The following is a 23656-nucleotide window of genomic DNA, read 5'->3' on the forward strand; positions in this document are numbered from 1 at the left end:
TGAGGACGGGTTGAGTTATTACGATATCGCCGCAGGAAAATTGATTGCCCAGGAAAACGGCATTCAGGTCAGGCAATTTTCTGGCGAAGAAGCCCATGAAGGTTCGGTGATAGCAGCACGTCCTGAACTTTATGACTGGTTCCATCAACGCTTTTCATAACCCCTCTGTGAGCTATATGCATGTATATACGAAATGCGCAAAAGCGAGATGTGTCAGCTCATAGCTTTTTAAACTATTTAGCACCACATACCTCAAGTATGCATGTCAGTGGAGTTCGTTTAACTTCTGACCCGACTTTGAACGGTGTCGCATATAACGGACTCAGGTATTCTTTAATGCCCATGTTGTGCCAGAAGCGTACCCCGCTAAAGCGGCCTGTACTAAATTGAGGGGAAGCGCAATAACAATGCCACCACCTTAATTAACTGCTAAAATTAACTTTCGTTTTTTCTTGAAAAATATTCTTCTATAAAAGGGAAGTGACGGCTTATTGGTCAAATTTCAACCAACATAATGCAACATGAAAATTAACATCATGTTAAACCATTTATTATCATACAACTCATTGTTTTATATTTAAAAGAATAAAAATGATGCATATTTTTGTTCACATACTGTTGAATACTGTTTAAGGATGGTTAATATAACTCAGGGTTACTTGACGAGGGCACTAGTTTGGATTTCAAAAAAAATGACTTTAATGAAATATATAACCAGCCTACACCTGACAGTTATATCTCACAGCTTGGAAGACTGAATTATCGGAATGATGATTTTGTTTATGGTCCGCTTTTAAAGCAAATGGAAATCTATACGAAGCAGCGTGGAGAGTGCAAAATCATTGATGTAGCTTGTAGTTATGGATTCAATGGCAGGATAGCTAAATATAGAGTTCCATACGGTAATTGGGATGAAAAATCATCTCCTTTTGCTAACAATATATGTAATGTGATCGGTATTGATGTCTCAGACAGGGCCCTGGCATATGCGCTAAAAGAGAATTATATAGATTATCTCATATGCCAGAATCTCGAAGAGGAAGAACTTAAAGAAGAGAATTTTAATCTTCTGTCAAACACGGATCTAATTGTTGCTTCCGGTGCATTTAGTTATGTTGGTGTTAAAACTTTTTCTAAAATTTACTCCCACCCTGAAAACAAAGCTGATTTTATTGGTTGGCCAACATGTAGCTTCGATAAGAACGAACTATTGTCTTTTCTTGAAAAAGAATTTGATCGCGTTGAAATTCATCCTGAAGTTTTTCCTATGCGAAATTTTGCGTCAAATTATGAACGTGATTCATACTTTGAAAATTTAAAAATTCACAATCCTGAATATATGAATAAGAGTCATAACGCATTGTCCGTTTTTCAAATTAATGCATATGGTAAAAGATGATGAAAAAAACACTGCCCCCTATTGGAATTAGTCATACTACCCATAGTATAGAAGATTTATACAATGAAAAACTCAAAGGGAAAAGTCAGCTTGTATTTCATCCGGCAGCTCAGCCAAATAGTTACCCTCACTTTGGGACAGTTACTTCGTTAATTAGCACTTTCGCACTTGCTAAAAAGCTTAAAGACAATTGTGGTACAGAGTCCAAGGTTCTTTTTTGGGAGCTTGAGAACGCACCGGGCGATACGTGCGAAATTGATGGTTCTATTTTCTACAGAACGCTGGGTAAATCTCCTTGTAATGACTATGACTCTAAGTCCGAAAAGCATTTGAAAGAATTTCGCAATCTTCTAAAGATTTTTTCTGATATTTCAGGCATTCCATATAACTCTTGGAGTTATAACGACTTCCAGTCTACCCCTGAAGTAAGAGAAATAATTATTAACTTGATTGAGAGGGAGGATGAGTTAGCTACACTTCTCTGCCCTTCAGAAAAGAAATTTAAAGTAAGATTCGCCTGTCCAGTATGCGATTTCGCCGAAAAGACAGGTGGGGAGTATGCAGGTAAAAGTACAGATGGTGGCCGTATTTATGAATGCTCTTGCCCTTTACATGGTAGTTATGAAGGTCTTTTGTCTGTAAACAATACTGATCTTTTCGATATAAACACTCCTGTTAGAGCACTCGCTCGCGAAATTTATTATATATACAAGATGAAAAAGGCTGATGGACAAAACATGATGAGTGATGGTGCTGACTGGGTTCAATACGCCACCCTAAACATGGAGGCGTTAATACGTTATGGTGTTCCAGTAGAAGATCACCCGCTCCGTTTTTTTTCGCCTGTAATATTAGATGAGTTTGGCGCAAAATTGGCAAAATCTGCTCAGATAGGTAGTGACTGTTATGCACACCTTCCCAAATATAACGTTGACTCCACCTGTCTTGAGCACACATTTGGAAGTGATATCTACTATCGGCTATGGAAAGAAGTCTCGGGTTGGTTAGAACACCCGCGTAAAGTTTTCAGGAATTACACCGTGAAATATTTCGAGGAATTACTGGGCCACTAATATGAATATATGTGTATTTTGCAGTTCAGGGAATGGTATCAATCCACTTTTAAGTTATGCAGCCTACGAGACAGGTAACCGTCTGGCAAAGCGAGGTGATACAATCATACATGGAGGTTCTCGGAGCGGATTAATGGGAAAGCTTACCGAAGGAGCAGAAGCTGCCGGAGGTAAAGTGATAGGCGTAACGTGTCCACAGGTTCGCCCCTCTGAACCTTTACCAGAAAGTTCACTTGAAATAATAGAAACCGACTCACTTAGCTTGAGAAAAATAGCGATGATAAATATAGCTGATGAGTTTCTCATTCTTCCAGGTGGTTTTGGGACATTAGATGAGACGTGCGAAGTCATCACACAAAAACAGTTAGGACTGATTAAGCAAACTGTAAGCTTTATAAATATCAATAACTATTGGGATAAGTTTTTTGAATTTATTAAAATAGCTGAGCGTGAAGAGATGATCATTACTGAAGGAAGAGATACATTCAGAAAATACGCCTCGCTTGATGAGTACTTCACAAAATCATGATTAATTATCTCCTTAATGGTACACTAATACTGCTATTAGGCCTTTTATGGGCATCTGAATCAGTCCTTGGCAAGTTGCTTTTAACAAATGGGGCAGGTATTTTTGATTTCCCCATAGTTCTGAACTTTGGAACTGTCATCGCTATTCTTATATTGGCATTATTAAAGAGAAATGTGAGGATTTTGACAGATGTGAACATTAAATCCTGCATTTGGTTGCTTAGTACAGCATTGACTTTAGTATTCTTTCCATACTGCATTCTTTACTTTTCCTTGCAGCAAATGAGTCCTGCCGAAACCTCTCTTATAACAAGCTTAACGCCAGTATTTTCAATGATACTAGGCCTTATGCTCGGACAGATGAGGCTTAGTGCTTTATCTATAGTGGCACTAGCCTCTGGTGTTTTTGGGGCATCTCTATTGATAGTGCCTCAGTTAGATAGTAGCTCTGGCAATGCTTCTTCATTCTATTATGTTATCATGCTTTTAGTACCACTTTCATACGCGGCTAGCGGCTATTTTCTGAAAGCTTCTTTTCGCGCCGGAATAACGTACAACCAACTCCTTCTTGCTACAAATCTTGTTTCTGGATGCTTGTTTTTAATTTTAAATGACGGATTACCCAGCAATATACAGATTAGTAGCACAGGTATTTATTTAACAGGTGTTGTATTTAATATTGCGGCAATAGCACTAATGCTTTTTATATCGGGCCGAAGCACACCGTTTTCATTAAGTTTTTCAAATCACGCAACACTTGTTTTTTCTTTTATTTTCTCTGCTTTATTCTTTAACCAAGGAATGAACTTCGCTATATTCTTATCAGTTATCCTTATAGTTTTTAGCTCCGTCCTAACACAGGTAAAAAAATGATGATTCATTTTATTACAGGCAACTCAGAAAAATTCAAAGATGCACGGCGACATTTTGACTCCTGTGGAATTAACTTAAAACAGACCATCATGTTTGTTCCTGAGATACAGGCTGAATATGCAAATGAAGTTTGCAAAAAAAAAGCAGAGTATGTATCAGGGAAAATTAATCTCCCCTTTTTTGTGGAAGACAGTAGTTTTCATATTCCTGCCCTAAAAGAGTTTCCTGGGGTTTATGTAAAATATGTTTTAGAAACTCTTGGCACGGAAGGCTTACTCAAAGTAATGAGTGGAATAAAGAATCGCGAATGCTATTTCAGAAGTTGCATTTGCTATTACAATGAAAAAAAAGAAAAGCATGAGTTTACGTTTATCAGAGATAATCTTTATCTCACTGAAAAACCATATAGCAGCATACATGGCTGGTCACAGCTTTGGAATATAATCGGCTTAAGCGATTATGGTAAACATTTTAGTGAACTCAATCCATTGCAGGCTTCAGCACTGGAAGATAAGTGGAGAAAAGAAACTCCTTTCACCCAGCTTACTGATTTTATACGAGAAGTTAATCAAGATGACGTATAATCAAAAATATATAAGCCAATAAATTTACAATTTTCAGTTATCACTTACGTTAGCTGAAGCAAACGTCCGCTTTTCGCTCATAGCGGACCTTCAGCCCAGTCAGACTTCCGCTTAGTGCCAGAAGCGGAACTTGCTTACATCGCGCTATATTGGTTTGCTGGGAACCGGTCACCGCACTGCCACAGAATGGGGGAGCAGGATTAAAAAGGTCTGGAGAGAGAAGTATTCCAAGACTCTGGTGGTTAGGTTGCGGTAAGATGGATGCCGGGTGTCACCGCATAATGCGGCAGGGCAGGAAAACTCAACGCAGGTCGGGCCGCCGCGTGGAGTTCCCGTGCCCAATGAACCTGGATCCCTCGCGCCTTAAAGACGCTCACGAATACCCTGCAACATCTTCCGCTCTTGCATTTCTGTCCCGATTCTTTGCCGCTGAGTCAGCGGGCGGCCTGATCCTCATGGCATCAGCTTTCGCTGCGCTTGTTGTCGCCAATTCCCCTCTGTCTGCTGGCTATTTCTCAGCACTGCATATCAAGGTCATTGGCCTGTCGGTTGAGCACTGGATTAACGACGGCCTGATGGCTGCCTTCTTCTTGCTAGTAGGCCTTGAGATCAAGCGTGAAATGCTGGTCGGCCAGTTATCCAGCTGGAACCAAAGGGCTCTGCCAGGATTTGCCGCTTTGGGGGGCATGCTTGTACCGGCACTAATCTACCTCGCCATTAACTGGGGAAACGCTGTGACCATGGGAGGCTGGGCCATTCCAGCAGCAACTGATATCGCCTTTGCTCTCGGGGTGCTTTCGTTGATTGGAAAGCGTGTGCCTATATCGCTCAAGGTCTTCCTTTCCGCCTTGGCGATTCTGGATGACCTGGGGGCAGTGGTAATTATTGCACTGTTCTACACGAGTGGTTTGTCCGTCAGCATGCTCCTAGCATCGCTGGCCGTTATCGTTCTTTTGGTGGTCTTCAATCGTTGTGGAGTAACTAGGCTTTTTCCTTATCTATTAGCTGGCGGGCTACTTTGGTTCTTTATGCTTCAATCCGGTGTTCACGCGACCTTGGCGGGTGTCATTCTTGCGTTGTGTATACCTTTAGGTGACTCGGAGAACGAGAGTAGGTCACCGCTCTTACGCCTGGAGGGCAAGCTTCATCCTTGGGTAGCGCTTGCCATTGTGCCTATCTTCGGCTTTGCCAATGCGGGCGTATCGCTTGCAGGTATTTCTCCTGACAACCTGGTCGACCCGGTGCCGCTGGGAGTGACTCTCGGATTACTACTTGGGAAGCAAGTCGGGGTGTTTGGCTTCGCTGCACTAGCGATCAGTTCAGGGTTGTCAAAACCACCCACTGGATGTGGATGGCTACAACTCTACGGAACTGCGCTTTTATGCGGCATTGGTTTCACGATGAGTCTTTTTATCGGCGCTCTGGCTTTTCCGGACAGCCAGCATTTGGTCGACGAAGTGAAGGTCGGTGTGCTGATGGGCTCTGTCATTTCCGCCATCCTGGGTGTCGTTGTATTGCTGTGTGCCAAGCGTCGAACATCTGGGCAATCCATCTAGTTGAATGAACCGTGCCTAGCTCTTGAGAGGACAATCAATCCCGCTTCCTTGCATTGGCTGCAGGCGAGCGGGATTCTGATAAGGGGAGGGTGTTCAACCAGTTCAGGTTTTAAAAAAAGCGCGGTAAGCGCTCCTCAAGGCTGTTTGCATCGCATTAATCCCTTATTCATTCAGTTGGAAAAGCTAAAAATCTTCTGCTCTAAGTAGAACTCCCCCAGACCAGAATCTATCTGGTGATAAATGTCCGCTTCTCGCTCAAAGCGGACGTAGAAACCTCTCACCCTCCCCTGAACCCCTCAGGTATTGCGTAATCCATTTCTGAAACTTGCGTGAAGTCTCGTCTTTCGCTGAAGCGCTTTGTGGGAGGCTTTTTACACCCCTTCTCAATGAACCGTGCCAGTTTTATTTCCCACTGGCTTTGGTAGTACGCCACGTTTTCTGCCATCCAGTAACGCACAAAATCAGCCAGCTGAAGCCTGTCAGGTGTATCTGAAATCTTTATGCCTATATGACTGGCGGTTTGAGTGAATGCTTGTGAAGGCTGCCACCCGTCAAACATAACGAACTTATGCTCTGGAGATTCTGCGCTAGTGGGATATTGGCTAACCGCTGGAGGAATTTGCTGAAGTGCATCACGCTGCGTTACGACAGAAGCGTTACGTTGCACCAGTGCTGATGCGTTACGCTGCGTTACGGTAGCGTTATGCTCGGGCGTTACGCTTTGCGTAACGTAACGCGTTACGCCATTATCCTGATCAACCTGTGGCTGCATCGGCTGAAGCAGCACCTCCGCCTTAGACCCCTGCTCTGCCATAAATCCTTGTGCCACATGGCTTTGCAGCATATCAGACTCTGGGTTATCCACAGTACCACCGGAATTTTCACGCGCGGTATGTGTGTTGTTTTGATTGTTATGTGTTGTTTTAGATCTTAAATAATCAAAACACGCGTAACGCGTTACGTTACGCGTTACGCTTGGTGTAACGCTTTTCTGAGCACGCTTCTTATTTCTGTAACGGCGCTGACGTTCAGCAGCTGCGGAGGGTTTTGAACTCTTAACCATTTCAAGCTCATCACCGGTTGTTAGAACAACACATTGATTTTCAGCATCGTAAACGGCCCACCCTACTGCAGCCATTGCCTCACCAAACCCTTCAAACTCAGCAAGCACATCCAGATAGCTTAGGTCGGCATTAATGAACACGTCATTTGGGGCGTATTCTTTTGCTGCTCCCCAAATACTGAGCAAACCAGTGACTGTAATGCACCTGGTAACATTTCGTGTCAGGAGTAAAGATTTCTGCCCATCAAGGGAGACGTCCAATCGTTCACACCCATCTGGCTTGCGCTCAAGCCATGCGGCGATCTGATTGACTTTGGGATGTGTCTTCAGCAAGGCATTCATTTTTATACTTGTGCCGCACATACAGAACCTTCGCATTTATTACACATTGATTTATCTGTAAATTATGTGGACTGTGAAGTAAAGTTGTCGGGAGGAGTTGAACTTGGTTGGGTTGAAGAAGTTACAAATTGATCCATACTTGTACAAAAACCATAAGAACCGAGGATGTCTATCATCTTTCGGCAAGTATTAATTGTCATCTGACGCTTACCTGATTCCCAATGTGATATTGCTCCGGGAGAACAGTTAGCTAGATGAGCAAGCTCCTTTTGAGTCAATCCGATAGCTTTTCTATAAAGTTTTAAGTTGTTCATAAGTACCTCCATAGGGGATCTATACATTATGTATATATAAGATGCAACGATGCATACAAAAATATACGCCGAGGTTAAAACAACACGAAACTTGTAAGGCATTGATGCTCATGAAATGGAACGAAGTCGCTAAAAGCCGAATGAAGGATCTCGGAATCACTCAGGAGAAACTGTCAGAACACTTAGGTATTACACCCGGTGCGGTAAGCCATTGGCTGAATGCTCGTCGCTCACCAGAACTTGAAGTCATAGCAAAAATTCTTCATCTGCTAAATGTTAATGAATTCAAAGTGGATAAAGATGGATCAATATTAACTTTGGATAGCTTTAAAAATTGTGAACATGAAAAAGCAATCCAGTGTTATCCGCTGTTTTCTAAAGAAATTATCCTAGGGAATATTAATAACTTAGGTTCAAAAGAATCCGAGGTTATTGCTAATGAGTGGATCGAGTCAGCTGCTGTCGTTCTTGGCAAAGGGTTTTGGTATAGGGTCGAGGGTGATGCCATGCTGTCTCCTACCGGTTTTGGAGTGCCGTCAGGTTCTCTGGTTTTATTTGATATGGGTAGAACCCCACAAGACGAGGATCTGATACTTGTTACATCAGATAGCGCTAGTGACCTTAGCTTCAAAAAGATTCAATCGGATGGCCATAGGCGCTTGCTAGTACCAATGAACCCAAGATGGCCAGTGGACTCAATGACTGATAAACATAGGATTTTAGCCGTAGGCGTGGAGTCAAAACTAAAATTGAAATAGGACAGAATAAAACACTAAGTATACATAAGCAGCAACCTAAAAACAGAACATCACCTCTTCACCCCCACATTATCCTAATAAAATCAATGAAATTAAACTCGCCGACTAACGATACATTTTGTATTGAACATTAAACGCGCAGTGGGTACTCTTTATGAAAAGCTGAACGGCACAGCATATTGTCGGGCGGGAGGAGTGCAGAAGCGCGAGATCCCGAAGTGGCAAAACCCAACCTCCCTGCAACAAAAGAGATGGTACTCACCAGTATCATTTCCTTTGTTGACGGAGGATTGTATGAAGAAGCACATTATCGACTGCCCTCTGTGTGGACGCAGTTTTGACCCGAGGGCACCCTATCCCCATATCCAAGAGTATCATGCGCTAGCAAGCGACGCTGAGTTAGCTCCGTTACGTGACGCCCGACGTCGCTGCTTCGGAAAGAGTAAGCCCATAAAGAAAAAATCCTACTTACTCACTTACAAGTTATCCGTATCCCGTTGATTCCCCGAACCTTCATACTGCTTAGTGGACCATCACATTCCTGAGTTTCAGCATTTATTCAGAATTATGAAAACGGGATTCGCTATAAATATATCGTCAGGCCAAGCACGACAGCCTGATGAAAGGAAAGTAGTGATCCCCTGGCCATAATAATGATAACTCTTGTTCTTTCCCGCCCCCTCGTGCGGGATTTTTTTTGCCGTGAAGATGTTCACCTCTTAGGTCAACACCAGGGTTTTTTTTCACATCAGTAATCATTTCACGCTGCCCTTAGGGCAGGCCTACAGGAGGAGTAGCCATGCTGTATCGTGAAGCTGCAGTTCGTATCAGCCAGACAGTGATGACGTTATCCCGAGAACTCAGAGTGTCTGTTGCCCAGATGCATCAGTATCAGAAAGAGGGGAAAGTCACTGAAGAGCAGGCGGGTACGCACATGCACAAGGTGAATGTGATCCTGGAGATCCTTTATACCGAACTTTTGGACCCCATTATCACGGGCGGTTATCCAGATTTAGGCGCCGAATGCCAGCCTTATGAAGGGGAATATGACAATCCCCCGCATGAATCTGAGCAGCCGCAAAACTGAATGATATTAACCCCACCTCACCATTAAGGTGATACCGCGATCCATGCGGCCAGACAAACCAAACTCAACCCGCTTCGGCGGGTTTTTTTATGCCTGATAAAAAAGGAATAACATATGCAAAAAAACACATCCCCGAATGCTCTCTCTTCGAAAGAAATGCAGCACCTCGCACTGATGCATATGAAGTCTTATCTGGAAGCCTGTCAGTGCCAGTCCCGTGTTGACGTGCTCCGGGCACTGACTCAGTGGCAGAACGTGGGCGCAGACCTGGCAGATTTTGTCCGCCACATCCGCATTATCATTATTCATTAACCCAGTTGAGCCCTGCTTGGAGCGCCTCCCCCCGCAGGGCATTCAACCCAGTTGGAGACACATTATGAAAAACCGTGAAGCAGCGGAATTCGTTACTGAAACTCTGCTGGCATTAACAGCACTCGTCACTACATCCGTTCAAAAAATCTATGACATGAATAAGGATGGCAAAGTGAGTTCAGAGGAAGCAGCGTTGTATCGTCAAAGCCTCATGGACCCACTGGATAAAATGCTCGGTGCAAACCTTGAAGGCATCTTTGAACAGCATCCTGAGATGAGGCCTCAATGCACCTGTTGTGAATCTCAACAGGAAGAAAAAATGGATGACTAAGATACCGGTCATCACGTCAATTTTGACCGCCCCCAAGGCGGTTTTTTTACGTCAGCAGGCGACATTTTATGAGGCACAACGAAATGAGGGTTAGCTGATGCCCAAACCTCATGCTCCTGCACGAATAAGGTTGCGGGCTCAGCGAATCAAGCAACACTGGCGCGCCGGTCTGGTTCATGCGAGACGAACTTACCGGGGCAAATATCTCACCCTGCGTGTGACGCCTCAGTGGCGACTGTTATCAAAAGACAATGGTCAGCACTGGGAACTGCTCAGTCACGCGGACTATGACAAACAAATATAGGCAGCGTTTTGCCTGAAACGAGGAAACATCATGAAAAAAGAAGAGTTTCAACATCACCTTGCTGCTCATGAGCGCTGGCTGGACTCTGAGGGCAGAGAAGGAAAGAGACTGCATTTAACCAGTGCATGTTTAGCGGAGTATGACCTTGAAAAGGTGAGACTAGACAGCGCTATTTTCTACCATACGAATTTCCAGGGTGCCCGTCTGCATTTCACAAAACTGAGAAACGCAACGCTTGAAAAATGCGATTTACGTAACGCCTCGCTTCATGGCGCGAAGCTTAACAATGCCTCACTCAACAATGCGATTGTCAGGTTTACCGATTTCAGTTTAGCAGACCTTCGTGGAGCGAGCCTGCTGGGTGTAGACCTGCGTTACTGCCATTTTTTAGCAACCCGCATGCCTGAAAAAACCTGGCTGATTGTAGGTGAACGCTATGACATCCACATCATGAACGGTATCTATCTTAAGGCGGGATGTCAGCTACACACTATCGAAAACTGGCGCACAATGACCCGTGAGCAAGTTGAAGAAATGGATGGACAAAATGCGCTCAACTTTTACCCGCGGTTGCTGGATATTCTCGACTGCCATATGGGCGTCGGTGCACGGCCAGAATGGGTGCAAAGTAGTCACTGAAGTCTACGGTTATTTGAATTAACGACAGAGGACTCAAAAAAATGAGAATTCAATATATTGCGACACCAAAACGCGGAACGCTCCTCATTAAAACCTGCATTCTGAAGGCTTTCGTTCATGACCGAGTGGTTCAGGCAGCTCTTAAAGTCGCACCTGACGCTGAGGTCACTCACACAGGACTGTTTATTATTCGCACATTCATATCTGGAGACCCTGCACTCATCTATGCAGCTACCCGAGCGGCCCGCCGCGAGGAGGAAATCTGAACGCGGAACTGAGACCAGTTTCACCATAAATAATGATACTTCAACAAAACCCTAATCCGAAGCCCTCTCCACACCGCCGGACGTTTCGGCAACGAAGCCATTTAAACAGACCGTTCAAAGGAACATTTCCCATGATGCAACCAGACATCAGGGGCGATGCCGCTTTTGCTCGCCCCTTTCACGCTGTTCGTTCAATCGAATTCAGCTCTGAAAACATTCTCAGTAGCGCCAGCTTCCCTCCAGCGCCGCCAAAACCTCTGCTGCAGTTGCTGGCAGACAGGCTGATTGAAATTTTGCTTAAGGAGTACGAACCATGAGAGACCCCTGTGCATTACTTGAACTTCACAAGGACCACCTTGATGCCCAGGAACAAGAGGCTATCAGGAAGGAACAGTGGATTGATGACGAAGCAGAACGTCTGCTGAGCTGTTTTCCTGACTACCTCTATCTGTTCCGCCACTGGAATCTGCATCCGGAAGTAAAGAAATGTTGTGCCCATCCGGAAGCAGACGAGGAGTACATCAGCTTCATCAGAAATCTGGCCTACCTGCAGGCAGCACGGAATTACAACCTGCAGGTGGTACTTGGCTGGGAGGACACAGTCTCATGAAACCGGGCATTTACTATGGCCTCAGCAATGAGGCCTACCATGCCGGACCCGGCATCAGTAAATCGCAACTGGATGACATCGCCATTAACCCGGCAGTCTACCTGTGGCGTAAACATGCGCCTGTTGATGCTGAAAAAACGGCTGCGCTCGACATGGGGAGCGCTTTGCACTGCCTGCTGCTGGAACCAGAGGAATTCGCCAAACGTTTCGTTGTGGCCCCCTCGTTCAACCGGCGTACCACCCAGGGTAAAGCGGATGAGCAGGCATTCATAAAAGAAACCCGTGTGCACGGTCTGAGCGTTATGGACGCCGAACAGGGCCGAAAGCTGCAGCTGATGCGCGAGAGCGTAATGGCACACCATACCGCGCGTTTTTTACTTGAAGCAGACGGCCATTGTGAATCCTCTGTTTACTGGACTGACAATGAAACAGAAGAGTTATGCCGCATCCGACCCGACAAAATGCTGATGAACCGGCCTCTTGTCATTGATTTAAAAAAGGTCTGTGACATGTCCCGCTTTGCTCGCCATATCGAAGAATTCAGGTACCACGTTCAGGCAGCCATGTATTCCGAAGGCTTTTTCAACACCTTTAACACGCATCCGCAGTTTGTCTTTATTGCGGTAAGCGAAGCCATTGACTGCGGACTCTACCCAGTCCGGGTTTTTGAAGTCCATGAGGATGATCTGAGCGCCGGATACAACCTTTTTCGTCGCGACCTCAACACATACCATGATTGCCGTCTCAGTGGTCACTGGGGCGGCGTTGAAACTATCCGCCGCCCTGCATGGGCACGTTAACAGGAAAAACCACGATGAACACCCAACTGATGAATACTGACGCTGAAAATGCAGGCACTGCAGCCACGATTTTCAGTCCGGATGCACTGGACAAGCTGATTCGCTTTGCTGACATCATGGCCAGCAGCAGAGTTTCCGTACCAGCACACCTTGCGGGCAAAACGGCTGACTGTCTTGCCGTCGCCATGCAGGCCGCACAATGGCGCATGAACCCCTTCGCCGTCGCTCAGAAAACCTTCCTGGTCAATGGCGTACTCGGCTACGAGGCACAACTGGTGAACGCCGTTATCACAACTATGGCACCCACCCGTGACCGTCCACATTATGAGTGGTTTGGCCCCTGGGAAAAGGTCTTAGGCAAATTCGTCGAAAAAACGTCAGGTAAAGGACACAAGTACACCGTTCCCGACTGGACGCTTGAAGATGAAGCCGGCTGCGGCGTCCGCGTGTGGGCGACAATGAAGAATGAGCAGGAACCTCGCGTTCTGGAACTGCTGTTATCACAAGCACAGGTGAGAAATTCAACGCTGTGGGCGAGCGATCCGAAACAGCAGCTCGCGTATCTGGCTATTAAAAGGTGGGCCCGGTTGCATTGCCCGGATGTCATCCTCGGTGTTTATACGACCGATGAACTGGAAGGTACGGTTAAGACCGAACGTGATATCACGCCATCCACACAGGATGGTGATCTGAACGATTACATTAATCATTCGATGAAAATCGATGACACAGAAATCGGTAATAATGCAGAGAAGGTAGAGGTGCTTTTGCCCGACAATCCAAAAGCAGAGACCCCTGCCCCCGCTTTGCCACCTGAACCTCCTGCGAGGTCACCCATTAAGCCATCAGATAATACGCAGCCGGTTCCGCTTCAATGTGGAGCTGAGGTTATGAGTGAGGCGGATACTGGTAAACAAAAACGCTCCCCAGAAGAATTGCTGACTGATTTTTGTGAAGCCGCCATGAACAGCAAGTCAGTCAGAGCACTCGACCGATGTTATGCGTATGCGGCAAAACTTTTGCAACCAACGCCAGCCCTGCTGGAAAAAGCCACAGATGCCTTTCTTGTCAGAAAGGCTGAAATCGAGGAAGAAGCCTTAAACACAGAAACGCACTAGCTGCTTTTAGCAGGAGTCATCAATGAATACCGATAACCACCCCTTAATCGAATTACGCAACGTTCGATATTATACGGTAGCCGAGGCCGCTGCATTTGCCGAAAGCCGCGGCCAATACGAACATGCCGAGAAACTCTGGTCACAGGCAGCAAAGCTCGCAAAAAACATTATTAATGCCCAATGGGCAGAGCACCGTAACCATTATTGTTTAAGCGTAATACGTAATGGTTGGTCTTATAATTGTTTTCCTGCTAAATCCTGAACTCAGGAGTTTAAAAAATTATGGTCTGCAAACCACATAAATTCATTTTTATGACTTCACTGAGCATAACCACAGTGATAATTTACGAGCTCAACGCACAGGGGTAATAAGCAATAAAAAAAGAACAACCAAACTCGGCATTCTCAGACTTTTGCACCTGAAGGAGTAAGTGGTGAAAAATAAAATCTTAGAATATATTGATAATTTCCTTTTCCATTCCTCATCAGATCCTTCTGAGCAGTTGGTCTATCTTATTGCAAAGCTCTCACTTACCGCTTACCCGGTGGCATGGGTCATCATGCCACCGGGAGGTAACGGAGAGAGTTTATTTTCCTCCTACTCAGAGGCTGTTGAGTCGCTCAATAAACGTGCGAAAAAAGATGAATACATTGCCCCTTTATTCGCGACTTTAAAATTTGAGTTCTGTGAGGTGAGCAGAGAAAGTAAGGATTAATTTCAAATTAAATTAATAGGAGTAGTGAAACCATTAAAAAGAAATCCGATAAATAAAGTCAACGCTTTATTACAGCATACCACTTTGACAGCAATGGATTACCAGTTAAAAATCCTGCCGCCCTGTCATTTTATTTCTACCAATTAAATACAAAAGCACAGAGAAAATGAAATTAAAAACAGCCATGCCATTTTTTATTTTATGTGTGTCAGTTTTAACACCGGCATATGCAGATATACTTTCCATATTTCGCCCCTCCGAGAAGGAAAAACCCATTGAGCAACACTTTGCTGAAATAGACACATCAGCCATTGAAAATAATATTCATGAAAATGCCGCGAGCATAGAAACCAATAAAAAGAACATTTTTGCTAACGCTGATGACATTGAAAGCAATCGAGACAACATCAGCACCAACACTGCTGAGATTGAGACCAACCAGAAGAATATCCGCACAAATGCTGCTGACATTCAAACTAACAAGCAGAGTATCAGTACTAACGCAGCAGGCATAGAGGCCAACAAAGAGGAAATTGGGGCCAATATTGCCAGAACAGAAGCTAACAGGAACGACATTAACCACAATCGTTCAGCTATTGCGGTCAACCATGAAGCTACTCTTCATAATCATGAGCTCATTACTGATAACACTCATGCTATCCAAACTGTCACCAGCCAGTTAAGTACATTTAAATTCGAAGCTGAAAGCCGATTCAGCAACATTGAAAATGATATTAGAAAGAACGACAAAAAAGCGATGGCCGGGATAAGTGCGGCGATGGCAATGAACGCGATCCCCTTTATTGAGGGAAAAAACGTCAGCATGGGGTTAAGTGGTGGTTCATATGGCGGACAATCGGCGCTTGCATGGGGGTCGATTTTCAAGCTGGGCGACAATGTCCGAAGCGGAACCTATCTGAGTTATGACACCAGTAGAAACCTTGGTGTGGCAGCCGGTCTTTCTGTTGGGTGGTAAGTGATTGCCTGACACACCTTTCAACCAATGGTCATTTACCAAGCTCACTTAGCGGATGCCTGAACTCCCTGTCAGGCATCCTTACCCTGATTATGTTAGGAGGCGGGTTATGCATAGCCGTGAAGCAGCTAAGCAAGTAATAGACACTTTACTGGCGGTGACAACAACGCTGACAGAGTCAGTTAAGATTATTGAAGATCTAAAATTCAAGGGTATGGTCAGCTCCAAAGAGGCCAGCCGGTATCATCAATCCGCAGCTGATGCACTGACCAAATTGCATAACGTAAAGATTGATAACCTCTTAGGGCATAACCCGAACCTGAAACATGAGTGTCCTTGCGCGAGTGAGAAAGAAAAACCCTGATTTCAGCAAGTCACACAGCGACAGAACCTGACCGCCCGCTGGGCGGTTTTTTTATGCCGTAATTCCGGAGGCAGAACATGACGAAGCTACTCAATTTGCAGGAATGGGCGAGCACAACATATTCTGTGCCGCCCTCTCTCTCAACCCTGCGGCGCTGGGCACGGGAAGGCCGTATTTATCCCTGCCCTCAGTTGCACGGCAAAGAATATAAGCTCCACCCTGACTCTGTTTATATCAATCCACGAAAACTGACAAGAAACCTGAACAGCCACCCAAGCAGTTCTGGCTCAGGTAATTCGCTGCTGGAGAAAATCATCAATGGCGAAAAGGCCTCAAACCTACGATTCTAACCTTCCCCGTAATCTGACTTACAGGCATAAACGCAAAACCTATCACTGGCGCAATCCTCAAACGGGAAAGGAATTCTTTCTGGGCAGTATTGCCCGGAGAGAAGCCATCGCGCAGGCATTAGAAGCAAACAATTACATTGAACAAAATCACACGCCCTCTGCCCTGCTGGCGAAATTACAGATGAATGCGGTAATGACGGTAGGTACCTGGCTTTCAAGATATGAGCTTGTTCTGGCAAGTCGGCATGTTAAGCCTACAACAATGCGTCTTCGCCGTTATCAGCTCAAAGTCATCGCAAAACATCTCGGTGACTACTCCCTGTCCTCGGTTACGACCCGTCATATCGCGGAATTTATAGAAGGTTACATTGCTGACGACAAGAGGACCATGGCAGTCATTCTGCGTAGCCTGCTCAATGATATTTTCCGCGAGGCTATTGTGGCGGGTCTGATAGAAAGAAACCCTGTTGAGCCCACGCGCGCCAGACAGCCTGCGGTACAGAGAAGCCGGTTAACGATGGATCAGTTCAATTTGCTCACCGAATGCGTTCGCGAATCAGAGCCCTGGTTATACAGAACGATGTTATTAGCGCTGGTGACGGCACAGCGACGTGAAGACATCAGCCGCATGAAATTCAGCGATGTCAGCAACGGCCGCCTGTTTGTTACTCAGAGCAAAAAAGGGAGTAAACTCGCCATACCTGTTGATCTGGAAATGAAAGAAATCGGTATAACCCTCAATGAGGTCATTGGATTATGCCGTGAGAATAATCCTTCTGAGTACTTCATTTACTCCACTACCCGACGGAACGGACGCAAGCCCGGCCCCGTTTCGCCCGGCAATATCACCCAGGCATTTGCCCGAGCACGTCAGCGTTGCGGTTTGAGTGAAGAAACAAATCCTCCCACCTTCCATGAAATTCGCAGCTTATCCGGAAGGCTTTACGAAGCCCGGTTTGGGGAGGAGTTTGCGCAGCGATTACTGGGCCATAAAAACCTGTCGATGACCAAAAAATATCTCGACCCACGGTCAAATGAGTTTGTTTTGGTATAAGCAATGTATGAGAAATTCGGACAAATTTCGGACATTTTCGAACGGCCGTCGATTTGCTCTTGCAACTCATGACGTTAGCGTTATCCTGTATATAAAACGCATACATTTTATATACAGGATGAGTATGGGCATCGTAAAAATATCCGACGTGATGCATGAGAATCTTCGTATTGCCAGTCAGGCAATGAGCCGCTCGATCAACTCGCAGGCTGAGCACTGGTTAAAACTGGGCATGCTGGCCGAGCTCTATCCGCAGTTAACGCAAAATGAACTGGCGCAAACGCTCATTCGTATAGAAATGAACGGCGGTGCTGATATTCGCCAGGTGCTGCATAAGAGTGACCTGGCCCCACAGGGAGAAGTGTAATGGGAACAGTGAAAATACATTCCGCCGAAGAAATCGAAAAAGCTCGCGCGGCAGGTCATGCTGCAGCACAGGTGCTGGCCATGATCACACCGCACGTTCGTCCAGGCATTACGACGGAAGAGCTGGACGATATTTGCCACGATTTTATTGTCAATGAACTCAACGTGACGCCGGCTAATATCGGTTATCACGGTTATACGCGAACCACCTGCACCTCTGTAAACCACGTTGTCTGTCACGGCATCCCTGCGGCAAAAAAACTGAAAGACGGTGATATCGTGAATATCGATGTCGCCATTATCAAAGATGGCTGGTATGGCGACACAAGCCGCATGTATTTTGTTGGCACACCGTCCGTGCGCGCCAAACGCCTGGTCGATATCACTTACCAGTCGCTGGTTGCCGGTATAAAAACTGTCCGTCCTGGCGCGACCTTAGGCGATATAGGGGCAGCCATTCAGCGCATTGCTGAAAATGCCGGCTTTTCGGTTGTCAGAGAATATTGCGGTCATGGCGTCGGCGAGATTTATCATACCGACCCACAAATTTTGCATTACGGTACGCCCGGTGAAGGGATGCCCTTGAAAGCTGGTATGATTTTTACTATCGAGCCGATGATCAATGCCGGAAAAGCGGGCACCAGCGTACTTTCCGATGGCTGGACGGTAGTCACGAAGGATCGATCACTCTCCGCACAGTGGGAGCATACCGTTGCCGTTACCGACACGGGTTTTGACCTGCTCACGCCCTGGCCCGAGGGAACGGGCGATTATCCCGCTATCTGAGTCAATAAAGCCGCCCTTAACAGGCGGCTTTATTTTTGCGGTATAAGATATCGTGCCCTGTGCTTAAAGACCTCGCCATAACTTTAAACCATTACGTCCTGAGCGCTTAACGTCATATAACGCTTCATCGGCACGGCGCAACCATTCGTGTATCGAACTGGCTTTTTCTGCACAGGCAATACCAATACTGACTGAACAGGTAAAATCGGGCGAAGCAGGCAACCGTAACTGCGTAATGCGCCACTGAATATGCTCAGCGAGTTTGACGATGCCAGCGTCATCAGCATCACGGACAATGACGCCCAGCTCATCGCCACCGAACCGCGCCGGTGTGTCTTTCATTCCCACACTGTCGCGTAATAAACCTGAAATTTCCGCCAGAAGAAAATCCCCTGCTTCGTGACCATAGGTATCGTTAACATGTTTGAAATGGTCAACATCGATCAGAATCAGATAGGCTTTACTGTCTCCACGGCGGGTACGAAGAAATTCGCTTTCGAGTCGGCGCTCAAAAAGACGTCGATTAGGAATTTGCAGACCCGGATCCATTAATGCAATACGTTCAAGCTCGCGATTTTTTTGACGCAGCATATACGTCAGATTATGGGATACAACGCTTAACGCCAGCATATAAAAGGTCGCCAGCGGTAATGTCAGCCAGGCTGTACGCAGGCTGAATGTCATTGATACCGGCGCGCCTTCAAGCGTCCAGACCAGAAGAAAGGCAAAAAGAAATGACTGAAATGCGGACAAGAGCTGTGGCCAGCCGCCTGCTGCGTAACGGTCGGAAATTAATACTGCCATGATCACAAAACACGGCATGGGACTCAGCGCCAGCAACGCGACCCAGATACCGCCAAACGCCGCATCAAGCGTGAGATTCATTCTTTCCCTCGCGGTTGAATCACGCGCGGAAGCCGCAAGGCGATAGGCCAGAGACGGCCAGAGGATGACATTACCGATCAGTAACGCAAAAATGGAGATGCCGTGACCCTGTTCGACTAATACAGAAGCGATTGGCATGGCACATAAAATCGTCCCTAATTGACGCATTGCGAACATGCGACGAACAAATCGCGTCGATCGCATTTTGAGATGATTATCATCGGGTGAGTAATAGGTCATTCGAAGGCGTAATTAGCAGTCTATATAATGCAGTTTATCTACAAAAAGAGCAGGCAGCATGACTTTTCAAGATTCTTTCCGCTTTATTTATTATTTTTTCTGACGAGAAAATTTTAGCTGCCCGCATTTTAAAAAATACGTTTAAGCCCAACGCGCAACATCACCTCATTGTCATGCATCAGGCTGTCAATTTAGCAATACATTGCCGCTATCTCCTGCGGCCCTTCGCGACCGACGCAGACCAGTTAAAATCGCTGACTTCACTGGCAGTCAGTGAGGACGGTTTCTTTTTTCGGACAGGTTTTTTGTTTTCCTTTTCTGCTTTTAACTTTTCTTTAAGCAATTTATCCGCCATCACCTGCTGACGCGCTTCAAGGTTAAGCGCTTTCTCTTTTTTGACGTCCGGTTCTTTACCCGTACGTTGGCGGTATTTTTCAATCAAATGATGAAGCACTTCATTGACGGCAAGTCGCTCTTCATCGCTGAACTGATCGATGGAAATCATTTTCTTGTCATTCATCGTCGCTTTCCTCGTCGTGGGATCATCGGCAGTGTACAACAAGCCGGATGAATAAAAGGCATTTGCTTGCCTCTTAACGCATTTTAACCGGCAACGTGAGTATCATTTCGTCTCAGGACAGCTAAAATAAGCGAAAATTAACAACGAGAATCTGGATAATGAAAATCCCCCTGCCTGACGATCATAAAGCATTTATCACCGCACTTCTGGACGAACCCGTTGACGTCATTGAGATGCACTCTCCCCACGCTGAACACATTGATCGCGCTTATACTATCGCGCTACAGCAAAAAAATCATGAGGCTGAGGCAGACTGGAAACGGACGACCACGTTTCTGGCCCTGTTCGTTTTTCTCTATGCGGCGCTGGGTGCATCACTGACGCTGGACCTGAGTCCCGCCGGGGCGAGTCACAAAAGTATTGAATACGCGTTAGAAGCCGTGCCGGTGCTTATCGCCTTTTCCGGCTTTTTTATTTCTGTGCTTTACCTGTTTCTTGTGCGCGCGGGTTCACGTCAACGCCGTAACTGGCAACGAACACTTTTGATTCTGGAAAGGTATACCACAGGTCATGTATTTAAACTGACGCATCAGCAAGGCGCGGGTACCAGCAACTACTCGCTTTCATCCATCATGCTGGCGCTCGCGATGTTCATTTGCCTCACATGGTTAATCATCTATAACTATCTTACCTTCACTACCAGCGGTGTGTTTGGTAGCGTCATTTCACTGTTTATCAGTACGATGGTTTATGTCATTTTGGATATTCAGCTCCTGAAACCGTGGCAGTCAGAGGCTGAAAACGATCCCTCCGGTGTTGATGAAAATAAAGCCGATCGCTAACCTTCCATGGCCCGATATGCATCGGGCCAGCCTTTGCATCTGGCAGGCGAAACAGGCACATAGGTTAATGCCAGGGATAACCTAAAACGCTTAAAGTATGTTGTAACTATATTATGCCTCGTTGATGCTCAGCTTACGTTCAGGCTCGTCAGGGAGGCTGCTCACGATGAGTGAGCAGCCCCTGAAAACATCGCTACAAGTGACAACGTCACCTGTGGTTTCCGCAGGACGTGATTTGGGTTGGTTGATATCTGATTAGTGAAATCAGTCGAATGGAAATTCACGAGCCAGAACGCGGGCAATCACATTCAGCGCGCCCTCGTCCGTATTACTCTCGGTTTTAAAACGCGCGACAGCCGAGACAGCCTCACCCGCATTGGCCATTGCAAAACTAAAGCAGGCCTGACGTAACATCTCGATATCATTCGCGCTGTCGCCGACAGCCACCACTTCACAATCGCTAATGCCCCATTTTTGCTGAAGCAAAGCGATACCGTGTGCTTTATGGCAACCCGGAATAATCAGGTCAATAAAGCCATAACCGCTGGAAACGGGATGCATGATGTGATCGATTTCGCCCAATTGGGTATGCAAACGCGTCATCAGGCTTTCAATCCCTTCGTGCGCCAGATTGAGCGAGAACTTAAAGACAGTGTCATCAATATCGTAAAGGTTGTCGCGCTTCTCGAGTCGGTAATAATGATTTTTTAGCATGCCGATCACGCTATCCGGCATGGACGCATGAACATAAGCACTTTTGCGGCCACAAACAACGACGCTGATATCCGGTTCTCTGGCCAGAATATCGAGTACGCTGTGTACCCTTTCTTTTGCCAGCTCGCCACAAAATATCACTTCATCGCCATGCGACACCCACGCACCGTTTTCTGCCACGAAGGCAATTTCATTTTTGATGTCAGGAAAATATCGCTGTAACTGGTAATACTGATTGCCGCTGGCGACCACAAAATGAATACCTTTTTCTTTGAGCAGAGCATACTGGCGTGAAAAGCGCTGGACATTGTACTGCTTGTTTTCATCAAGAAAGGTACCGTCCATATCCACTGCAATCATCCTTACTGCCATTTTACTCCCCCTTTGCTCCCGGCCTTAACAGGCTAACTGTGTGGTTAAGCTTACTCGCTGTAAGGATTATTGAAAGTTACAAACGCTGAATTTCCGCCTGTTATGGCAAATTGTGCCGTCGCGCCCAGATTGAAAGTTAAAGCTCTGTTAATAATGACCATCACCTTCGAATGAAGGTTACATAAATTTCATTCGAAATAACATCATCTGTTAAGAGGTTAATCTATGCGCGAAGGACTTCACTACACCCCACTTCCTGAGGACATCTCTGCCTCTATCCGTAACTTTAAGCAGCGCGCACGTAAGCAGATCGGCGACGTTGAGCGCGTATTTCGGCAAGTCTGTCAGAAAACAGAAGAGGCCATTGCCGAAGCGAGGCAGGAAGAGGCTCAAACCGGGAGCGCCTGGCCCATCGTCACGGGCGAGGCGATAGCCTCAGGCACGGTTTCCCCGGAAACGCGGGCGCGTATCAAGCGGCGCGGCTGTGTCGTCGTCCGGCAGCATTTCCCCCGTGAGCAGGCACTGGCCTGGGACGCCGACATGTTGCGTTATCTGGATGAAAACCAGTTTGATGCACAGTACCGCGGGCCAGGAGACAATTTTTTCGGCAGTCTTGAGGCATCCCGTCCAGAAATTTACCCCATTTACTGGTCTCAGGCCCAAATGCAGGCCCGTCAACGCCCGGAAATGCATCAGGTACAGTCGTTTCTGAACCGGTTATGGACCTATGAATCGGAGGGGCAGCGCTGGTTTGATCCTGACGTGAATATCCTCTATCCAGACCGTATTCGTCGACGGCTACCGGGCACCACGTCAAAGGGACTGGGTGCGCATACCGATTCAGGCGCGCTGGAACGGTGGCTGTTGCCTGCTTATCAACGCGTCTTTCACGCCGTTTTTAACGGGGATATTGATCGCTACGATCCCTGGAATGCCGCTCACCGCAGCGACGTCGATGAATACGATGTGCCGGACACCACAAAATGTTCTGTCTTCCGCACTTTCCAGGGCTGGACCGCGCTGTCCGATATGATCCCGGGTCAGGGTTTACTTCACGTTGTGCCCGTCCCCATGGCAATGGCCTATCTTCTGTTACGTCCACTGCTCTCCGATGTGCCGGAAGATGAACTGTGCGGTGTCGCACCCGGCCGCGTCCTGCCTGTTAATGAAAAATGGCATCCCCATTTGATGAAGGGCTTATGCCCGGTACCGGCTATTACCGCCGGCGATTCCGTTTGGTGGCATTGTGACCTTATTCACGCGGTCGCGCCGGTCGAAAACCAACAAGGCTGGGGAAATGTGATGTATATTCCTGCTGCGCCAATGTGCGATAAAAACCGTGCGTATGCGCATCATGTGGCGCATGCGCTGAAGCAAGGTCATTCCCCTGCGGATTTCCCACCGGAGCATTACGAAGCTGACTGGAAGAATCGCTTTACCCTGGCCGATCTTAACCCACTCGGGAAACGCAGCCTGTGCCAGTCCTGATAAAAAAGAGTAAGCGGGTTAATGCC

30 protein-coding genes are annotated in these 23656 nt (G+C 46.5%); 25 read left to right on the forward strand and 5 right to left on the reverse strand.

Going from position 1 to position 23656, the window contains the following annotated elements:
* Nucleotides 1-676: 676 nt before the first annotated feature.
* The 6 genes from C7434_RS16680 to nhaA all read left to right on the forward strand — a co-directional run bounded on the left by C7434_RS16680 (nucleotide 677) and on the right by nhaA (nucleotide 6013).
* Entirely contained in the window at nucleotides 677-1399 is a 723-nt protein-coding gene (locus C7434_RS16680) for a class I SAM-dependent methyltransferase (protein ID WP_133745673.1), read from the forward strand.
* On the forward strand, nucleotides 1396-2472 hold the full coding sequence (locus C7434_RS16685) for a hypothetical protein (protein ID WP_133745674.1): 1077 nt from the start codon (nucleotides 1396-1398) through the stop codon (nucleotides 2470-2472). The genes C7434_RS16680 and C7434_RS16685 overlap by 4 nt, the downstream gene beginning before the upstream one ends.
* Before the next feature lies 1 nt (nucleotide 2473).
* Complete coding sequence (locus C7434_RS16690; protein WP_133745675.1) at nucleotides 2474-3001, forward strand: TIGR00730 family Rossman fold protein; 528 nt, start codon at nucleotides 2474-2476, stop codon at nucleotides 2999-3001.
* Entirely contained in the window at nucleotides 2998-3873 is an 876-nt protein-coding gene (locus C7434_RS16695) for a DMT family transporter (RefSeq protein ID WP_133745676.1), read from the forward strand. Before C7434_RS16690 ends, C7434_RS16695 begins: the two co-directional genes overlap by 4 nt.
* Nucleotides 3870-4457 carry a non-canonical purine NTP pyrophosphatase gene (locus tag C7434_RS16700; RefSeq protein WP_133745677.1) on the forward strand — a complete coding sequence of 196 codons (588 nt, stop codon included), beginning with the start codon at nucleotides 3870-3872 and terminating at the stop codon, nucleotides 4455-4457. Before C7434_RS16695 ends, C7434_RS16700 begins: the two co-directional genes overlap by 4 nt.
* Before the next feature lie 341 nt (nucleotides 4458-4798).
* Entirely contained in the window at nucleotides 4799-6013 is a 1215-nt protein-coding gene (gene nhaA, locus C7434_RS16705) for a Na+/H+ antiporter NhaA (protein WP_133745678.1), read from the forward strand.
* Nucleotides 6014-6290: 277 nt separating this feature from the next.
* Here the strand turns inward: nhaA and C7434_RS16710 are convergent, their stop codons facing one another.
* Together C7434_RS16710 and C7434_RS16715 are read right to left on the reverse strand one after the other, a co-directional pair.
* Nucleotides 6291-7418 (reverse strand): DnaT-like ssDNA-binding domain-containing protein, encoded by a 1128-nt coding sequence (locus C7434_RS16710; protein WP_133745679.1) that lies wholly within the window; start codon nucleotides 7416-7418, stop codon nucleotides 6291-6293.
* A 62-nt stretch (nucleotides 7419-7480) separates the two neighbouring features.
* Nucleotides 7481-7732: a helix-turn-helix transcriptional regulator gene (locus C7434_RS16715; RefSeq protein ID WP_033774741.1), complete on the reverse strand. Its 252-nt coding sequence runs from the start codon at nucleotides 7730-7732 to the stop codon at nucleotides 7481-7483.
* 110 nt (nucleotides 7733-7842) lie between these two features.
* Between C7434_RS16715 and C7434_RS16720 the strand changes: the two genes are divergently transcribed.
* The 17 genes from C7434_RS16720 (at nucleotide 7843) to map (ending at nucleotide 18569) form a co-directional block, all read left to right on the forward strand.
* Nucleotides 7843-8490 (forward strand): LexA family transcriptional regulator, encoded by a 648-nt coding sequence (locus C7434_RS16720; RefSeq protein WP_166649061.1) that lies wholly within the window; start codon nucleotides 7843-7845, stop codon nucleotides 8488-8490.
* 799 nt (nucleotides 8491-9289) lie between these two features.
* The gene (locus C7434_RS16725) at nucleotides 9290-9577 is read left to right on the forward strand and encodes a hypothetical protein (RefSeq protein ID WP_205956240.1); all 288 of its coding nucleotides are present in this window, start codon (nucleotides 9290-9292) and stop codon (nucleotides 9575-9577) included.
* A gap of 114 nt (nucleotides 9578-9691) precedes the next feature.
* A complete protein-coding gene (locus C7434_RS16730; protein ID WP_133745681.1) occupies nucleotides 9692-9889 on the forward strand; it encodes a hypothetical protein in 198 nt (65 codons plus the stop codon).
* A 64-nt stretch (nucleotides 9890-9953) separates the two neighbouring features.
* The gene (locus C7434_RS16735) at nucleotides 9954-10220 is read left to right on the forward strand and encodes a hypothetical protein (protein ID WP_133745682.1); all 267 of its coding nucleotides are present in this window, start codon (nucleotides 9954-9956) and stop codon (nucleotides 10218-10220) included.
* Nucleotides 10221-10554: 334 nt separating this feature from the next.
* Nucleotides 10555-11163: a pentapeptide repeat-containing protein gene (locus tag C7434_RS16745; protein WP_133745683.1), complete on the forward strand. Its 609-nt coding sequence runs from the start codon at nucleotides 10555-10557 to the stop codon at nucleotides 11161-11163.
* A 397-nt stretch (nucleotides 11164-11560) separates the two neighbouring features.
* The gene (locus C7434_RS16750) at nucleotides 11561-11746 is read left to right on the forward strand and encodes a hypothetical protein (RefSeq protein WP_133745684.1); all 186 of its coding nucleotides are present in this window, start codon (nucleotides 11561-11563) and stop codon (nucleotides 11744-11746) included.
* Nucleotides 11743-12039, forward strand: coding sequence for a host nuclease inhibitor GamL (gene gamL / locus C7434_RS16755; protein ID WP_133745685.1), 297 nt, complete (start codon nucleotides 11743-11745; stop codon nucleotides 12037-12039). The genes C7434_RS16750 and gamL overlap by 4 nt, the downstream gene beginning before the upstream one ends.
* Complete coding sequence (locus C7434_RS16760) at nucleotides 12036-12839, forward strand: PD-(D/E)XK nuclease-like domain-containing protein (RefSeq protein WP_133745686.1); 804 nt, start codon at nucleotides 12036-12038, stop codon at nucleotides 12837-12839. Before gamL ends, C7434_RS16760 begins: the two co-directional genes overlap by 4 nt.
* Nucleotides 12840-12868: 29 nt before the next feature.
* On the forward strand, nucleotides 12869-13957 hold the full coding sequence (locus C7434_RS16765) for a RecT family recombinase (RefSeq protein ID WP_226374669.1): 1089 nt from the start codon (nucleotides 12869-12871) through the stop codon (nucleotides 13955-13957).
* Nucleotides 13958-13979: 22 nt separating this feature from the next.
* Nucleotides 13980-14219 carry an ANR family transcriptional regulator gene (locus C7434_RS16770; RefSeq protein WP_133745688.1) on the forward strand — a complete coding sequence of 80 codons (240 nt, stop codon included), beginning with the start codon at nucleotides 13980-13982 and terminating at the stop codon, nucleotides 14217-14219.
* 172 nt (nucleotides 14220-14391) lie between these two features.
* Nucleotides 14392-14673, forward strand: coding sequence for a hypothetical protein (locus C7434_RS16775; RefSeq protein ID WP_133745689.1), 282 nt, complete (start codon nucleotides 14392-14394; stop codon nucleotides 14671-14673).
* 166 nt (nucleotides 14674-14839) lie between these two features.
* Nucleotides 14840-15649 carry a YadA-like family protein gene (locus tag C7434_RS16780; protein WP_133745690.1) on the forward strand — a complete coding sequence of 270 codons (810 nt, stop codon included), beginning with the start codon at nucleotides 14840-14842 and terminating at the stop codon, nucleotides 15647-15649.
* Nucleotides 15650-15758: 109 nt separating this feature from the next.
* Nucleotides 15759-16013 (forward strand): hypothetical protein, encoded by a 255-nt coding sequence (locus C7434_RS16785; protein WP_133745691.1) that lies wholly within the window; start codon nucleotides 15759-15761, stop codon nucleotides 16011-16013.
* 77 nt (nucleotides 16014-16090) lie between these two features.
* The gene (locus tag C7434_RS16790) at nucleotides 16091-16363 is read left to right on the forward strand and encodes an excisionase (protein ID WP_133745692.1); all 273 of its coding nucleotides are present in this window, start codon (nucleotides 16091-16093) and stop codon (nucleotides 16361-16363) included.
* The gene (locus tag C7434_RS16795) at nucleotides 16332-17417 is read left to right on the forward strand and encodes a tyrosine-type recombinase/integrase (protein WP_133745693.1); all 1086 of its coding nucleotides are present in this window, start codon (nucleotides 16332-16334) and stop codon (nucleotides 17415-17417) included. The genes C7434_RS16790 and C7434_RS16795 overlap by 32 nt, the downstream gene beginning before the upstream one ends.
* Nucleotides 17418-17541: 124 nt before the next feature.
* The gene (locus C7434_RS16800; RefSeq protein ID WP_039339494.1) at nucleotides 17542-17784 is read left to right on the forward strand and encodes a ParD-like family protein; all 243 of its coding nucleotides are present in this window, start codon (nucleotides 17542-17544) and stop codon (nucleotides 17782-17784) included.
* Nucleotides 17784-18569 (forward strand): type I methionyl aminopeptidase, encoded by a 786-nt coding sequence (gene map, locus C7434_RS16805; protein ID WP_006121994.1) that lies wholly within the window; start codon nucleotides 17784-17786, stop codon nucleotides 18567-18569. Before C7434_RS16800 ends, map begins: the two co-directional genes overlap by 1 nt.
* Nucleotides 18570-18632: 63 nt before the next feature.
* On the opposite strand, the gene C7434_RS16810 is transcribed toward map, so the two are convergent.
* On the reverse strand, nucleotides 18633-19694 hold the full coding sequence (locus C7434_RS16810; protein ID WP_058702518.1) for a diguanylate cyclase: 1062 nt from the start codon (nucleotides 19692-19694) through the stop codon (nucleotides 18633-18635).
* Nucleotides 19695-19902: 208 nt separating this feature from the next.
* Nucleotides 19903-20214, reverse strand: coding sequence for a hypothetical protein (locus C7434_RS16815; protein WP_006121995.1), 312 nt, complete (start codon nucleotides 20212-20214; stop codon nucleotides 19903-19905).
* Nucleotides 20215-20372: 158 nt separating this feature from the next.
* On the opposite strand from C7434_RS16815, the gene C7434_RS16820 reads away from it, so the two are divergent.
* The gene (locus tag C7434_RS16820) at nucleotides 20373-21056 is read left to right on the forward strand and encodes a hypothetical protein (protein WP_133745694.1); all 684 of its coding nucleotides are present in this window, start codon (nucleotides 20373-20375) and stop codon (nucleotides 21054-21056) included.
* 264 nt (nucleotides 21057-21320) lie between these two features.
* Here the strand turns inward: C7434_RS16820 and C7434_RS16825 are convergent, their stop codons facing one another.
* Entirely contained in the window at nucleotides 21321-22142 is an 822-nt protein-coding gene (locus tag C7434_RS16825) for a Cof-type HAD-IIB family hydrolase (RefSeq protein WP_033742381.1), read from the reverse strand.
* Between the two features lie 225 nt (nucleotides 22143-22367).
* On the opposite strand from C7434_RS16825, the gene C7434_RS16830 reads away from it, so the two are divergent.
* On the forward strand, nucleotides 22368-23630 hold the full coding sequence (locus C7434_RS16830; RefSeq protein ID WP_133745695.1) for a DUF1479 domain-containing protein: 1263 nt from the start codon (nucleotides 22368-22370) through the stop codon (nucleotides 23628-23630).
* The last annotated feature ends 26 nt before the right edge of the window (nucleotides 23631-23656 follow it).

The sequence above is a fragment of the Pantoea sp. PNA 14-12 genome (assembly GCF_004364735.1).
GTDB classification, from domain to species: domain Bacteria; phylum Pseudomonadota; class Gammaproteobacteria; order Enterobacterales; family Enterobacteriaceae; genus Pantoea; species Pantoea stewartii.